Annotated in this window: 13 protein-coding genes; 8 read left to right on the top strand and 5 right to left on the bottom strand. The window is 70.9% G+C overall.

Translation table 11 applies throughout. The annotated features are described in order from the left end of the window. Window positions 1-67: 67 nt before the first annotated feature. The 3 genes from FB471_RS30545 (at window position 68) to FB471_RS30535 (ending at window position 4,868) form a co-directional block, all read left to right on the top strand. The gene (locus FB471_RS30545; RefSeq protein WP_142003297.1) at window positions 68-1,024 is read left to right on the top strand and encodes an EamA family transporter; all 957 of its coding nucleotides are present in this window, start codon (window positions 68-70) and stop codon (window positions 1,022-1,024) included. Next, complete coding sequence (locus tag FB471_RS30540) at window positions 1,012-2,229, top strand: winged helix-turn-helix domain-containing protein (protein ID WP_142003295.1); 1,218 nt, start codon at window positions 1,012-1,014, stop codon at window positions 2,227-2,229. The genes FB471_RS30545 and FB471_RS30540 overlap by 13 nt, the downstream gene beginning before the upstream one ends. A gap of 704 nt (window positions 2,230-2,933) precedes the next feature. After that, the gene (locus FB471_RS30535; protein WP_142003293.1) at window positions 2,934-4,868 is read left to right on the top strand and encodes a glycoside hydrolase family 18 chitinase; all 1,935 of its coding nucleotides are present in this window, start codon (window positions 2,934-2,936) and stop codon (window positions 4,866-4,868) included. 70 nt (window positions 4,869-4,938) lie between these two features. Here the strand turns inward: FB471_RS30535 and FB471_RS30530 are convergent, their stop codons facing one another. Beyond that, entirely contained in the window at window positions 4,939-5,880 is a 942-nt protein-coding gene (locus FB471_RS30530; RefSeq protein WP_142003291.1) for a DUF4097 family beta strand repeat-containing protein, read from the bottom strand. 2 nt (window positions 5,881-5,882) lie between these two features. Next, on the bottom strand, window positions 5,883-6,407 hold the full coding sequence (locus FB471_RS30525) for a toxin-antitoxin system HicB family antitoxin (RefSeq protein WP_142003289.1): 525 nt from the start codon (window positions 6,405-6,407) through the stop codon (window positions 5,883-5,885). 167 nt (window positions 6,408-6,574) lie between these two features. On the opposite strand from FB471_RS30525, the gene thyX reads away from it, so the two are divergent. Both thyX and FB471_RS30515 read left to right on the top strand, forming a co-directional pair. Continuing rightward, entirely contained in the window at window positions 6,575-7,327 is a 753-nt protein-coding gene (thyX, locus tag FB471_RS30520; protein WP_142003287.1) for an FAD-dependent thymidylate synthase, read from the top strand. Next, window positions 7,327-7,722: an ACT domain-containing protein gene (locus FB471_RS30515; RefSeq protein WP_142003284.1), complete on the top strand. Its 396-nt coding sequence runs from the start codon at window positions 7,327-7,329 to the stop codon at window positions 7,720-7,722. Before thyX ends, FB471_RS30515 begins: the two co-directional genes overlap by 1 nt. A gap of 12 nt (window positions 7,723-7,734) precedes the next feature. Here the strand turns inward: FB471_RS30515 and FB471_RS30510 are convergent, their stop codons facing one another. Continuing rightward, window positions 7,735-7,956: a hypothetical protein gene (locus tag FB471_RS30510; RefSeq protein ID WP_142003282.1), complete on the bottom strand. Its 222-nt coding sequence runs from the start codon at window positions 7,954-7,956 to the stop codon at window positions 7,735-7,737. A 341-nt stretch (window positions 7,957-8,297) separates the two neighbouring features. Here FB471_RS30510 and FB471_RS30505 point away from each other — a divergent pair, with 341 nt between their 5' ends. The 3 genes from FB471_RS30505 to FB471_RS30495 all read left to right on the top strand — a co-directional run bounded on the left by FB471_RS30505 (window position 8,298) and on the right by FB471_RS30495 (window position 12,667). Continuing rightward, the gene (locus FB471_RS30505) at window positions 8,298-9,809 is read left to right on the top strand and encodes a serine/threonine-protein kinase (RefSeq protein WP_142003280.1); all 1,512 of its coding nucleotides are present in this window, start codon (window positions 8,298-8,300) and stop codon (window positions 9,807-9,809) included. A 144-nt stretch (window positions 9,810-9,953) separates the two neighbouring features. Further along, a complete protein-coding gene (dapA, locus tag FB471_RS30500) occupies window positions 9,954-10,967 on the top strand; it encodes a 4-hydroxy-tetrahydrodipicolinate synthase (protein WP_142003278.1) in 1,014 nt (337 codons plus the stop codon). Between the two features lie 65 nt (window positions 10,968-11,032). Then, on the top strand, window positions 11,033-12,667 hold the full coding sequence (locus tag FB471_RS30495) for a ribonuclease J (protein ID WP_142003928.1): 1,635 nt from the start codon (window positions 11,033-11,035) through the stop codon (window positions 12,665-12,667). A 199-nt stretch (window positions 12,668-12,866) separates the two neighbouring features. On the opposite strand, the gene FB471_RS30490 is transcribed toward FB471_RS30495, so the two are convergent. Further along, window positions 12,867-13,847: an EamA family transporter gene (locus FB471_RS30490; RefSeq protein WP_142003276.1), complete on the bottom strand. Its 981-nt coding sequence runs from the start codon at window positions 13,845-13,847 to the stop codon at window positions 12,867-12,869. A 56-nt stretch (window positions 13,848-13,903) separates the two neighbouring features. Continuing rightward, window positions 13,904-14,725 (bottom strand): lysophospholipid acyltransferase family protein, encoded by an 822-nt coding sequence (locus tag FB471_RS30485; RefSeq protein WP_246076867.1) that lies wholly within the window; start codon window positions 14,723-14,725, stop codon window positions 13,904-13,906. Window positions 14,726-14,822: the final 97 nt, after the last annotated feature.

The raw sequence follows: 14,822 nt of genomic DNA, 5'->3' as shown, positions 1-14,822 counted from the left end.
CGGCGCGGGCCAGCACGGTGTCGAATAACCACTGTATTTTTGTCAGTGGTTATGAGACGGTCTGCTCATGGGCAATCGATCATGGCTGGCCTGGAGTGCGCTCGGCACCGTCTACGTCGTCTGGGGATCCACCTACCTGGGGATCCGGTACCTCGTCGACTCGCTGCCGCCACTGCTGGGGGCCGGCCTGCGGTTCGCCATGGCCGGCCCGATCCTGCTCGCCCTCGTGCTGATCTTCGGCGGCCGCTCCGCGTTGCGGATGACCCGCGCGCAACTGGGTTCCGCCGCGCTGGTCGGCCTGCTGATGGCCGGTGGTGGCCAGGGCATCCTCACCATCGCCGAGACCCAGGTCGCCTCCGGCCTGGCGGCCCTGCTGGTCGCCTGCGTCCCGCTGTTCGTGCTGCTTCTGCGCCGTGCCCTCGGCCAGCGTACGCCGGGCGGCACCCTGTTCGGGGTGCTGCTCGGACTGGCGGGTCTGGCGGTGTTGCTGCTGCTGGGTTCCACCGGCGACGGCGCACACGGTTCGGCCTGGTGGGGTCCGTTCGCCGTGCTGCTGGCGGCGCTGAGCTGGTCCATCGGCACCGTGGCGACCACCCGGCTGCCGATGCCCGCCAACCCGTTCGCCGGTTCCGCCGTGCAGCTGTGCACCGCCGGGGTGGCACTGAACGTGGTCGGGCTGCTTTCCGGGCAGCGGATCGACCCTGACGCGGTCACCACCGAATCCTGGCTGGCGTTGGGGTACCTGGTCGTCGCGGGCTCGCTGATCGGCTACAGCGCCTACGTCTACGTGCTGCACCGGCTGCCGGTGTCCACGGTGGCCACCTACGCCTACGTCAACCCGGCGATCGCGGTGCTGCTCGGCGTGCTGATCGCGGACGAGCGCATCGGGCTGGGGCAACTCGTTGGGGGAGCGCTGGTGGTGCTGGCCGTGCTGGTGGTGGTGCGGGCGGAGCGCGCCGGAGCCCGACCGGAACGAAAAGTGTCGGTGGGTGCTGGCACGATGGCTCCATCATGCGAACGGTGAGTACGGCGGTCGCCAGGCGGATCGCGCTGGCGGCCCAGGGTTTCACGGACCCACGGCCGGAAGGTGAGCCCACCCGGCGGCACCTGCGGCGCGTGCTGTCCAGGGTGCAGTTGTTCCAACTGGACTCGGTCAACGTCGCGGTGCGTGCGCACTACGCGCCGCTGTTCGCCCGGCTGGGGTCCTACGATCCCGCGCTGGTGGACGATGCCGCCTGGTCGCATTCCGCCCGCAGGCCGCGGCTGCTGGTGGAGTACTGGGCGCATGAGGCCAGCCTGGTGCCGGTCGAGGACTGGCCGCTGCTGCAGTCCGGCGCCAAGCGGCGCGGCTGGTGGAAGGGCTACCAGCGGATCATCGACAACTCACCGTCCCTTGTGGACGATGTGGTGGCCGTGGTGAAGGAACTCGGCCCGGTGGGGGCCGGCACGATCGAGCGGCAGCTCACCGGCGGCTCCACCCGCAAGCAGGGCGCCTGGTGGGATCGCTCAGAGGTGAAGAAGGTCTGCGAGTGGCTGTTCGCGATGGGGCAGCTCACCACCGGCACCAGACGGAGTTTCCAGCGCTGCTACGACCTGCCCGAACGTGTGCTGCCCCCGGAGGTCCTGGCCAGGCAGGTCGATCCCGAGCAGGCCGCGCGGGAGCTGACCGATCGGGCGGCGCGGGCGCTGGGCATCGCCACCGAACCGGACCTGCGGGACTACTACCGGCTCGGGCCGGACGTCAGTCAGCGGGCCGTGGCCGAGCTGGTGGAACAGGGCAGCGTGGAACCGGTCACCGTGCGCGGCTGGCGGGCGCAGGCCTACCGGCACGCCTCGGCCAAGGCTCCCCGCTCCGTTCCCGGGCGAGCCCTGCTCTGCCCGTTCGACCCGCTGATCTGGGAACGTTCGCGGACCGAGCGGCTGTTCGGCTTCCACTACCGGATCGAGATCTACGTGCCGGAGCCGAAGCGGGCCTACGGCTACTACGTGTTCCCTTTCCTGCTGGACGGCGAGCTGGTCGGCCGGGTCGACCTGAAGGCAGACCGGGCCCGGGGCGTGCTGCGAGTGCCGGGCGCCTTCGCCGAACCCGGAGCCGACCACGGCCGCGTCGTCGCGGAGCTCGCGGGCGAGCTCCGGGCGATGGCGGAGTGGCTCGAGCTGGACGGGGTCGCGGTCGGGGAGCGTGGTGCCCTGGCCGGTCCGCTGCGCTCGGTCCTGCGGCGCGGGTAGCGACCGGGACCGCGCGCCCGGCTCGGGCCACCCCGATCAGGCCGCCGACGTGTTCCCGCAGGTTGTGCAGCACCGCGGCCGGCTTGCCGCTCGGCACACACTCGCCGCGCGGCCGGGAGCCCAGTCGATCGCGTTCCTCGGTTCATCGGGGATGGAGCCGTTGTACTCCGGGTGATGACCAGCAGCCTGTCCGCCGCGGCGATCTCCCGGCGCAGGTCCGTCCCAGGCGACCCTGCGCTCGGGCCCGCCTCGGCGTCCTGGTTGGCAAGTCCCTCGCTGACCACCAGCAACGGCCAGGTGACTCGGGAGGAGGCGACCAGGTCCGGAGCGCACGGCGTCTCGGCATGCCGGCCTGCGCCGTTCGCAGCCCCGCGGTCAATCGCCGCAGCTGTCAGGGGTTCTGGGTGGATCCGGCGCAGGGACCGAGCAGTTCCGGCCACGACCAGGTCGCCCAGCTCGACGCAGTCGCCCGCGGCGTGCAACGGCCGGATTCGGCGGTCCGGCCGATGAACACCGGGCCGACGACATGCATGGACACCAAGGTCCAGCCGAGCCTGTCCCGGCCGGGAGCACCACCCACACAGTTGCATTCGGGTGACAACGGTGGTCTAGACCTTGACGAAATGGTGGTCTAGACCACATGTTGCTCGGGGCGGGCTTCGCGCCCACACCGAGAACCCTGCTCTCGAAGCATTAGGAGACAGATGTCCACAAAACGATGGCGTTTTGGCACCCTGCTCATGGCCGCGTCCCTCGCGCTGGCCGGCGCCGTGACCGGGACCGCGCAGGCCGCGACCAACCCCACCGCCACCTTCACCAAGGTGTCCGACTGGGGGACCGGGTTCACCGGGCAGGTCGAGATCGAGGCCGGATCGACCGCGCTGACCTCCTGGACGGTGGAGCTCGACCTGCCGTCCGGTACCAGCATCGGGTCGACCTGGGAAGCGCAGATGACCCGCTCCGGCGACCACTACACCTTCACCAACCGCTCCTACAACGGGAACGTGCCCGCGGGTGGCTCGACCAGCTTCGGTTTCAACGGCTCCGGCCCCGGTGAGCCGGTCGACTGCACGGTCAACGGCAACCCGTGCGACGGCTCCTCCGGCGAACCCGACACCCAGGCGCCGAGCGTGCCCGCCGGGCTCGGCGCGGGGGAGACCACCAGCAGCACCATCCCGCTGAGCTGGAGCCCGGCGCAGGACAACGTGGGCGTGACCGGCTACGAGGTCTTCCAGGGCGACTCCACCACCCCGGTGGGCAGCACCGCGTCCACCTCGTTCACCGCGGGCGGCCTGCAGCCGGAGACGACCTACACCTTCCGGGTGCGAGCCAAGGACGAGGCCGGGAACGTCTCCGGCCTGAGCCAGCCGGTCTCGGCGACCACCAAGGAGTTCGGCGAGCCGGGGCCCGGCGGCGACCGCAAGGTCGGGTACTTCACCCAGTGGGGCATCTACGATCGCAACTACCTGGTGAAGGACCTGGACACCTCCGGCTCCGCGGAGAAGCTGACACACATCAACTACGCGTTCGGCAACCTCGACTCCTCGGGCAAGTGCTTCCAGGCCAACCAGACCGGCCAGGGTGACGCCTGGGCGGACTACCAGCGGCGGTTCCGGGCCGACCAGACCGTCAACGGCCAGGCCGACAGCTACAGCCAGCCGCTGGCGGGCAACCTGAACCAGCTCAAGCAGCTGAAGGAGAAGCACCCGCACCTGAAGGTCAACCTGTCGCTGGGCGGGTGGACCTGGTCGAAGTACTTCTCCAACGCCGCACTGACCGAGGCCTCCCGCGAGGCACACGTGTCCTCCTGCCTGGACATGTGGATCAAGGGCAACCTGCCGAAGATCGGTGGTGAGCCGCAGGGCGGTGCCGGTGCCGCGGCAGGGGTGTTCGACGGTATCGACCTCGACTGGGAGTGGCCCGGTTCGGAAGGTGCCGAGGGCAACGTGGTCCGGCCCGAGGACAAGCGCAACTTCACCCTGCTGTTGCAGGAGTGGCGGGACCAGCTGGACGCCTACGGCGCGACCACCGGCGAGCACTACGAGCTGACCGCGTTCCTTCCGGCCGACCCGGACAAGGTGACCGCGGGCTACGAGGTGGACAAGGTCTTCGACTACCTCGACTTCGCCACGGTCCAGGGTTACGACCTGCACGGGGCCTGGCAGTCGGTGACCAACAACCAGTCGACGCTGCGGCTGCCGGCCAACGACCCCGGCCCGAAGCCGTTCAGCATCGAGATCGCGGTGAACGCCTGGACCAGCAAGGGTGCCCCGGCCAACCGGCTGGTGCTCGGCATCCCGTTCTACAGCCGCGGCTGGACCGGGGTGACCGACGCCGACAACGGCCTGCACCAGCAGGCTACCGGGCCGGCGCCGGGAACCTACGAGGACGGGATCGACGACTACAAGAAGATCAAACCGTTGCTCAACCAGGGATATCAGCTGTATCGCGACGAGCAGGCCGGGCACGCATGGCTGTTCGACGGCACCACCTTCTGGACCTTCGACGACCCGACCGAGATCGCCCGCAAGACGGCGTGGATCAACGATCACGGTCTGGGCGGGGCGATGATCTGGTCGATGGACGGCGATACCGCCAACGGTGAGCTGATGACCGCCGTGCACAACGGCATCGGCTGACGCCGGTACCGACCGTCCCCGCGAGGTCGCCGCCTTCCCGAGAGGGGGAAGGCGGCGACCTCCGGTGCGGTTACCCGGTGGCGCGGGTGAGCACCGCGTTGCCCGAGCCGGTGCGGGCACGCACGTTCAGCGTTTCGAGCCGATCCGTCGGTTGCTCGGTCACATCCAGCTCGCTGGACACCGTGCCGGAGCCGGAGGACAGCTTGACCTCGGCGAGCACCCCGGGGCGGATGCCGATCCGGATATCCCCGGAACCGGTGACCAGCTCCAGCGAGCCCGAGGAGGCGTCCGCAACCGACAGGCCGCCACCGCCGCTGCGTACCTGCACCTCGCCGGCGGAGGTTCCGACCCAGACCGTTCCGGTTCCGGTGGCCAGGGTGGCCGTGCCGCCCAGCGAGGCGACCTCGACATCGCCGCTACCGGTACGCAGGTGCAGCCCGGACGGGATCGGGCCGAGCCGGATCGCGCCGGTCCCGCTGCGCACGATGGCCGCGCCGTCCGACCGTTCCACGCTCACCTCGCCGGAACCGCTGGACACGTCGACCCGGCCGGCCGCCCCGGTGACGTCGACCGCGGCCGCACCCGACCGCACCTGCAGCGCCGAACCCGCGGGCGCGTGCACGGTCACCGCGAGCGGGATGTTGCGCAGGGGCAGGGGTTTCGGCCCGCGTACCACCAGCCGGTTGCCGACCTTCTCCACCCTGGTCTGCTGCACCGCATCGGCGGGGCTTCCACCCAGGTCCGTGCCGAGTTGCTGGCCGAACTGCTCACCGACCCAGGCCAGCAGGCTGGATACCCCGCTCAACCAGGGCGCCTGCGCGCCGGGGTCGTGCCGCACCTCGACCAGCGCGGGTCGTGACTCGGTTGGTCCGGTCCGCTCGTCCTGCTCGCCGAGCCGGATGTCCACCCGGCCCACGGTGAGGCTGACATCCAGCTCCAGCGGGCCCTCGGCGTCGAAGGTGTGGTTGCGGACCAGTTCCTCACTCTCCGTGCCGTTGCGTTGTTCGGTCATGACTACCCCTGAACCCAGCCGTGCAGGCGGGAGTCGCTGTTGCCGCCGCCCTGCCGGTGTCGCTCGCCGTGCTGGTGCTGCCGCTGACCCTTGCCCTGGAGTGCGCCCTGCACGGCCTGGGAGACGAAGGTGTTCAGCGAGACGCCCTGCGCGGACGCCGCCTGCTCGGCCTGGCCCTTGAGCTGTTCGAACAGGCGCAAGGTGATTCGGCTGATGTCCCGCCCGTCGATCGGCGGTGGCGGGGGAGGAGAAGTCTCCCGTTCGGCGGTGTCGTCCTGGTGGTCACCGGTCCCGGTGACCACCACCCGGACGTCGCGCCCGTCGAGGCGCACGTCCACCACGTGATCCGGCAGCTCGGCCGTGACCTCGGCGGCCAGGTCGGCGAGCGCGTTCATCAGCGCCAGCCGGGCGGCCGGCTCCAGCGCCGCGGCCAGCACGGTCGCGGCCCGCCGGGTCTGCTCGTCCCCCGCGGAGGCCGCCGTGGCGAGGTCCTCTCGCAACGTGCTGAGGTATGGTGTCAAATCCATGACATCATAATGACACCATCGATGGTGCTTTTCAAGGCAGTCGCGGCGTCATGGCACCGTCGAGGTGCCACCGCGGTGGTGGCACCCGCGCCGCCCATCGGAGTGTCGGGGGCGGCCGTTAGGCTGCCCGAGTCAGCAGCCGACCAGGGGAGTCCGAGGGAGCGAACGTGGCAGAGACCGTGTCGCCAAAGGTGCAGTTGATCGCGAAGACCGAGTTCTTCCCACCGGAGGACGTGCCGTGGTCCACCGACGCCGACGGTGGTCAGGCACTCGCCGAGTTCGCCGGCCGGGCCTGCTACCAGTCCTGGAAGAAGCCGAACCCGAAGACCGCGACCAATGCCGGCTATCTGGACCACATCATCGAGGTCGGCCACCTTTCCGTGCTCGAGCACGGCTCGGTGACCTTCTACATCACCGGGATCTCCCGGTCGCTCACCCACGAGCTGATCCGGCACCGGCACTTCTCCTACTCGCAGCTCTCCCAGCGCTACGTGCCCGAGCGCAACGCGGCCTTCGTCGAGCCGGAGGTGATCGCGGAGGATCCGGAGCTGCACGAGAAGTTCGTCGCCGCGGCGCAGGCCAGTGTGGACGCCTACGCCGATCTGCTCGCCGGGCTGGAGAAGAAGTTCGCCGACGCGCCGAGCGCCACCCTGCGCCGCAAGCAGGCCCGCCAGGCCGCCCGCTCGGTGCTGCCGAACGCCACCGAGACCCGCATCGTGGTGACCGGGAACTACCGAGCCTGGCGGCATTTCATCGCCATGCGTGCCACCGAGCACGCCGATGTGGAGATCCGCAGGCTAGCCGTGGAGTGTCTGCGGCACCTGCAGAAGGCCGCGTACAACGTCTTCGCCGACTTCACCATCTCGACCCTGCCGGACGGGACCGAGGTCGCTTCCAGCCCGAAGGTCCTGGAAGGATAATGCGCAGGCTCGCCATCGACATCCAGCCCGGCGAGTACGCCGTGGCACGGCTGGACGCCGGCGCGACGGTGCCGGCGGAACTGCTGCAAGCCGACGGGAGCGAGCTGGTGTCGGTCACCCGCACCCCGGCGGAGACCTCGGTGATCTGCCCCGCGGGCAGCGTTCCGGAGGGCGCCGAGGCGGAGCGGGGCTGGCGGGTGCTGACCGTGCGCGGTCCGCTCGCGTTCACCCTGACCGGGATCATCGCCGCGCTGTCCAGCGAGTTGGCCGCAGCGGGGGTCGCGCTGTTCAGCCTGTCCACTTTCGACACCGACCACGTGCTGGTGAAGGAACCGGACCTGGACCGGGCCGCGGCCGCGCTGCGGGCCGCCGGGCACGAGGTGGCCGGGGACTGACCGGCGCCGCGCTCATTCCTCGCAGAGGTACCGGGACGCGGCCCGGACGCACGCGGGCCGGTGCTGGCACCAGGTCACCGCGAGCCCGGTGGGTGCGCAGGGGCGCTTGCAGTGCAGGCACCGGTCGGCCTTCGGTTTGGCGCTGGCCACGATCTTCTCCCTGGCCTGTGCCCTCCGTGCGGCGACCTCCGCGCTCTTGTCGATGGCCTTGTTGATGGTGCCGAGAATGCTCATGACCGACCTGCTCTCTGTGTCGCCCGGTACCCCGACAGCCGCCGACCCGTCCGCGGTCGCATGCGGATCAACGAATACTTCGGGTAACCGGTTCGTTGCGAATCGTCACCTCTTCATGGTAAGTTCGCGCGCCCGTTTCGCGAGTCGCGAAAACGGGGGAAAGTCCTCGCGTGCTCGAATCCGGCCGGTAATGACCGCGGCTCGTCTCTGGGGCTCCCCGGTGACCAGGACACGCATATGGCGCACCGGACCGTCGAGCCGGCGCCGGGTACCCCGGAACCCGTACGGCCTTCACACGGTCGGACTACCATCCCACCGGACCCGAAGGAGGCGTGCGCACAGTGACCGATGATCAGACCCAGCAGGCACACCAGGCTGACCGGACGCAGCCCACACCGGGCCCGCGTTCGGTCGCGGGGCGTTACGTGTTGCTGGGCGAGCTCGGCCGCGGTGGCATGGGCGTGGTGTGGCGGGCCGAGGACCAGGTGATCGGCAGGCAGGTCGCGATCAAGGAGTTGCGACTCCCGGAGGGTGCGCGGGACGCCGGAACGTTCCAGGAGCGGGTGCTGCGCGAGGTCCGCACCGGCGGCAGGCTGAACGACCCCGCGGTGGTCACCGTGTACGACGTGGTCGCCGAGGGGGACACCACCTACATCGTGATGGAGCTGGTGGAGGCCCCGACACTGTCCGAACTGGTCCGGCGGCACGGACCGATGTCCGCGCAGCAGGTGGCCGTCATCGGCGAGCAGGTGCTGGCGGCCCTGCAGGCCGCGCACGAGGCCGGGATCGTGCACCGCGACGTGAAGCCGGGCAACATCATGGTGACCGCGGGCGGCCGGGTGAAGCTCACCGACTTCGGCATCGCGCAGGCCGTGGACGACCCTCGGCTGACCACCAGCGGGATGATCGTCGGCTCGCCCGCCTTCATGGCACCGGAGCGGGTCGCCGGGCACGAGGCGCTGCCGGCCTCCGACCTGTGGTCATTGGGCGCGACCTTGTTCTTCGCCGTGGAGGGCCTGGTCGCGTTCGAACGGCCGACCACCGCGGCCACCCTGCACGCGATCATGCACGAGGTCCCGTACCTCACCCACGCGCAGGGGCCGCTGGCCTCGGCGATCATGGGGCTGCTGATCTCCAGCCCGGATGCCCGGCTGTCCGCCCAGCAGGCGCGCGGCCTGCTGTCGATGGCGGGCACCCAGTCCGGTGCGCCCACCCCGCCCGGGGGGCAGCAGACGGCGCTGTACTCCGGCGCGGCGCCCACCATGGTCGGCGGGCACACCGGGCCGCGGCCGGCGCCGCCGGACCGGACCAGGCGCAACCTGTTGCTGGCCGGTGCCGCGGTGGCCGCCGTCGCCCTGCTGATCGGCGGCCTCTTCCTGGGTAAATGGATCTTCGAGCCGGCCCCGGACACCGATCCGGCCATGTTGCCGACCATGACCTACGGCAAGGGCGGTGACCTCAGCATCGATGACCGTTCCTACAGCTGCCATCGTGGCCAGTTGCGACCGGACTTCGAGCTGAACAGGGCCGACTGCGACGAGCCGCACGAGCTGGAGATCTACGACCGGGTGACCGCGCTCGGCAACAACTCCCGCAGCAAGAGCACCCCGGTCGACTACCCGCCCGAGCAGGACCTGCGCGAGTTCGCCGAGACGCACTGCGCGATGAGCTTCCACACCAACACGATCAAGTCGGAGAAGCGGGACCGGATCAACTATGCCGCGCTCGTCCCGGCGCAAGAGGAATGGGAACGCGTCCCGGACAGCGGCGACCCGACGCGGCAGGTGCTCTGCGTGGCGCGGGCGGCCTCGGGTGGCCAGCTGAACGGGTACGTGTCCAGCAACGTCCGGTAGCCGTCCGGCGCCGGCCAGGAGAAGTTCCCGCGCCCGGCAGGGGGAGCAGGCGATCCTTCGCCCGTGGCGGGGCGGGAACGGCCGATCCCGGCGCCCGCGCAGGTCGTCGCCCTGAACCCGGGGTGACGAGGTACGGTCAGCAGCATGGTCACACCACCCACCGCAGCGCCAGGAAGACCGTTCGGTCGCGTGCTCACCGCGATGGTCACGCCGTTCGACGCCGAGGGCGGCCTCGACCTGAAGCGGGCGCAGGAGCTCGCCCAGCACCTGGTGGACCTCGGCAACGACGGGCTCGTGCTGAACGGCACGACCGGGGAAAGCCCGACCACCACCAATGCCGAGAAGACCGACCTGATCCGCGCCGTGGTCGAGGCCGTGGGGGACAAGGCCACGGTGGTCGCGGGCACCGGCACGTACAACACCGCACACAGCATCGAGCTGACCAGGGCCGCGGAGAAGGCGGGCGCGCACGGCGCGCTGGTGGTGACCCCGTACTACTCGCGGCCGGTCCAGGCCGGGCTGCACGCGCATTTCACCGCGGTCGCGGACGCCACCGAGTTACCGATCATGCTCTACGACATCCCGCCCCGCTCGGTGGTGCCGATCGAGGTGGACACCCTGCGTAGGCTTGCCGAGCACCCGCGGATCCTCGCGGTGAAGGACGCCAAGGGTGACCTGCTCGCCGGCAGCGAGGTCATCGCCAACACCCACCTCGCCTACTACTCCGGCGACGACGGGCTGAACCTGCCCTGGCTGTCGGTGGGCGCGACCGGGATCGTCAGCGTGATCGGACACGTTGTCGCGGGACGGATCCGCGCGATGATCGAGGCCTATGAGGACGGTGACACCTCGACGGCCCGTACCAACCACCGGGGTATGCTCCCGGTGTACCGGGCGTTCTCCCGGGTGGGTGGCGTCGTGTTCAGCAAGACGGCGTTGCGGATGCGCGGTTACGACGCGGGCGACCCGCGGCTGCCGCTGGTCCCGGCCACGCGGGAGCAGGTCGAGGCGATCGCCGCCGACCTGACCCAGGCCGGGGTGCCGCTGGACGACGCGCCGACCTCCGACTATCACGGCTCGAAGGTGGCCTACGCCGACTCGGCGGCCGCCTACGTCGCGCCGACCACACACACCAGCGTTGGGACTATTCACCCTTGAGCAAGGACGCACTACTGCACGGCCCCGGTCCGACCAACGCGCCACCCGCGCTGCCCGACGGCGGCCTGCGCGTGGTCGCGCTGGGCGGGATCGGCGAGGTCGGCCGGAACATGACCGTCTTCGAGTACGAAGGACGGTTGCTGATCGTCGACTGCGGGGTGTTCTTCCCCGAGGACGACCAGCCCGGCGTCGACCTGATCCTGCCCGACTTCCGGGCGATCGAGGACCGCCTGGAGGACATCGAGGCGCTGGTGCTCACGCACGGGCACGAGGACCACATCGGCGCGGTGCCGTTCCTGCTGCGGTTGCGCCCCGACCTGCCGGTCTACGGTTCGCGGTTCACCCTCGCGTTGCTGGCCGCCAAGTGCAAGGAGCACAAGCAGCGGCCCACACTGATCGAGGTGCGCGAGGGGGAACGCCGGGACCTCGGTGTGTTCGGGCTGGAGTTCTTCGCGGTCAACCATTCCATTCCGGACGGGCTCGCGGTGGCCATCCGCACGCCGGCCGGGCTGGTGCTGCACACCGGCGACATCAAGCTGGACCAGTTGCCGCTGGACAACCGCCTCACCGACCTGGCGGGGTTCGCCCGGCTCGGCGACGAGGGCGTCGACCTGTTCTGCGTGGACTCCACCAACGCCGAGGTACCCGGGTTCGTCACGCCCGAGCGCGATATCGGGCCGGTGCTGGACGACGTGATCTCGCAGGTCGACCGGCGGGTGATCGTGGCCTGCTTCGCCAGCCACGTGCACCGGGTGCAGCAGGTGCTGGACGTGGCGCAGGCACACGGCCGCCGGGTGGCCTTCGTCGGCCGGTCCATGGTGCGCAACATGGGGATCGCGGTCGATCTCGGCCTGCTGCAGGTACCGGAAGGTTTGCTGATCGACCTGGACCAGGCGGCGAACCTGCCGGAGAGCAAGGTGCTGTTCGTCTCCACCGGTTCGCAGGGCGAGCCGCTGTCGGCGCTGTCCAGGATGGCGCGCAGCGAGCACCGGCAGATCTCCATCCGGGCCGGGGACACCGTGGTGCTGGCCAGCTCGCTGATCCCGGGCAACGAGACCGCGGTCTTCGGGGTGGTGAACGGGCTGATCCGGCTGGGCGCCAACGTGGTGCACCAGGGCAACGCGAAGGTGCACGTCTCCGGGCACGCCTCCGCCGGTGAGCTGCTCTACCTGTACAACGCGGTACGTCCCAGCAACGTCATGCCGGTGCACGGCGAGTGGCGGCACCTGCGGGCCAACGGTGAGCTCGCGGTCCGCACCGGGGTGGACCCGCGGAACGTGGTGATCGCCGAGGACGGGGTGGTCGTCGATCTGATCGACGGGCAGGCCACGGTCACCGGCCGGGTCGAGGTGGGGCACGTGTACGTGGACGGGCTCTCCGTCGGTGACGTCGGCGAGTCCACCCTGTCCGACCGGCTGGTGCTGGGCGAGGGTGGATTCCTCGCGATCAATGTCGTGGTGGACTCCAGCACCGGGCGGGCGGTGTCGCCGCCGACGGTTTCCGGGCGGGGCTTCTCCGACGACCCCAAGGCGCTGGACGCCGTGCTGCCCCTGGTGGAGATGGAGCTGTCCCGCACCGAGTCCGAGGGAATCACGGATCCGCACCGGATCGCCCAGTCGGTCCGCCGGGTGGTCGGGCGCTGGGTGGCGGAGACCTACCGGCGACGGCCGATGATCGTGCCGACCGTCATTCCGGTGTGATTCCGGTCAGCTTCGTCTGCCCGCCGCGATGAGCAGGGCGAAGCCGACGGTGAGGACCTGCGCCAGCAGCGCGCGACGGGCCCGGCGCTGCTCGGCTCGAGTGGTGGGGTGCATGGTCGGCAGTCTGCTGGCCGTCCCGGGTACGGGGCGTCCCTCCCGGGTTCGGTCTTCCTCCCTCCCTGGGTGGACCCCGGCGGGCTCACGTGGCCTCCACCGGCAGCGGTTCCCCACCGGGGTGCCGGGGGCCGGGGTCGTTGAGTTGCACCAGGGCGGCGCCACCGAGCAGCACGGCCGCCCCGAGCACCTGCGGCCAGCCGAGCGCCTCGCCCAGCAGCAGCCAGGCCGCGGTCGCGGCCACCACCGGTTCCAGCAGCGCCAGCACGCTGGCCACGGATACCGGCAGGTGCCGCAGCGAGGTGATGCCCGCCAGGTAGGCCAGCGCGGTGGAGAACACCGCGACCAGCACCAGCAGTAACCACACCGGGGGGTGCCACGGCCCGAACGCGGCCGGCACACCGAGCACGGCGGCCGGCATCGTCCAGGGCGGCGCCACCGCGCACACGGCCACCGCACCGATCAGCATGCCCCAGGTGATCATGCCGAGCGGGTGTCGGGAGGAGACCCCGCGCTCGCCGAGCAGGAAGTAGCCCGCCGAGCACAGCGCGGCGCCGAGCCCGGCCAGCAGGCCTACCGGGTCCAGCCGCAGCCCCGCGCCGACCTGCGCGACCATGGCCAGGCCGAGCATGGCCAGCGCGATCCCGATCCACATCGGCCGGGGCAGCCGCACCCCGCGCACGAACCGGACCCACAGGGCCACCAGCACCGGCGAGGTGAACTCCAGCAGGATCGCGATGCCCACCGGGATCCGCGCGGCCGCGATGAAGTAGCACAGCTGCACACCCGCGACGCCGAGCAGGCCGTAGGCCACCAGCAGGGGCCACTCCCCGCGCCGCACCCGCAGCAACGAGGGGCGCACCACCGCCACGCCCGCCACCAGCAGCACCGCGGCCAGCCCGATCCGGGCGGCGGCCACCTGCTCCGGGGCGAGCCCGGCCAGCATCGCGGGTTTGCCGATCGCGCCCGAGCTGCCGAAACAGAGCGAGGCGAGGATGATCAGCGTGGTGCCGCGGGTACGGCTGGGAACGAAGCCGGGTGAGCGCTGGGAGACATCGGTGACCACCCGATGAGCCTATGTCCCGGTACCGAGCGAATATCGCTCGTGGGCCTCGGCGCCCGTCAGTGCCGCCAGGGGCTCCTGGTGTCGGTCGGCCTGGTCGGGTCGTGGAAGCGGGGGCGGTCCGGTTCACCGCGTCGCAGCGACACCAGCCCGTCGGTGATCGCCTGCATGATCTTGGCGTGTGCCCGTACCGCGTGCCCCGGCGTGCCCGCGGTGAACTCGGACAGCTCCACCGGCTCACCGAAGTGCACCCGGAAGGTCGGCCTGCGCAGCGGCGCGGTCAGCCCGGACCGGGCCAGCGGCAGCACGTCCTGGATCCCGGTGACCGTCTCCGTGCCCCAGTACACCGCCTCGTGCGCGCCCCATTGGCTGACCGGTACCACCGGCGTGCCCGCGGCCAGCGCGAGCCGGGCGGCTCCGGTCTTGCCGCGCTCCGGCCACAGGCCCGGATCGTGGCTGATCCGGCCCTCCGGGTACACGATGATCGGTTCGCGGCTGGCGCGCAGCTCCTCGGTGGCCGCGGTGAACTGCTCGATGGCCGTGGCCTTGCCGCGATCCACCCGCAGGTGCCCGCTGGCGCGCAGCGCCGGGCCCAGCACGGGCGCGTCCAGCAGGCCGCCGGCCAGCAGGAACCGCGGCGCGATACCGATCCGGCGGCAGGCCGCCATCAGCACGAACGCGTCGAACACGCCGATGTGGTTCGCGGCCATCAGCAGGGGACGCCCGCGTAGCTCGCTCGCCAGGCCGCCGGTGACCTTCAGCCGGCCGGCCAGGCGCACCACGGCCGTGTCCACGGCCAGCATCGCGCGCCAGATCGGGGGCGTCCGCGGGCCGGTACCCCGGCGTGTCGGCTCGTTGTCGGCGTCATGCAGCGCGAACATGGTGCAGAGCATGGCATGCGGGCGGCCCCGCCCGGACGCCCGCTCCGGTACCACTGGTGCCACCGGGACAAATGTTTCGGGTGAGCCCCGAGTGGCA

The sequence above is a fragment of the Amycolatopsis cihanbeyliensis genome, from assembly GCF_006715045.1.
In the GTDB taxonomy this organism is placed as follows: Bacteria; Actinomycetota; Actinomycetes; order Mycobacteriales; family Pseudonocardiaceae; genus Amycolatopsis; species Amycolatopsis cihanbeyliensis.
Note: the sequence above shows the minus strand (reverse complement) of the source record. Positions and strands in the feature narration are given on the sequence as shown.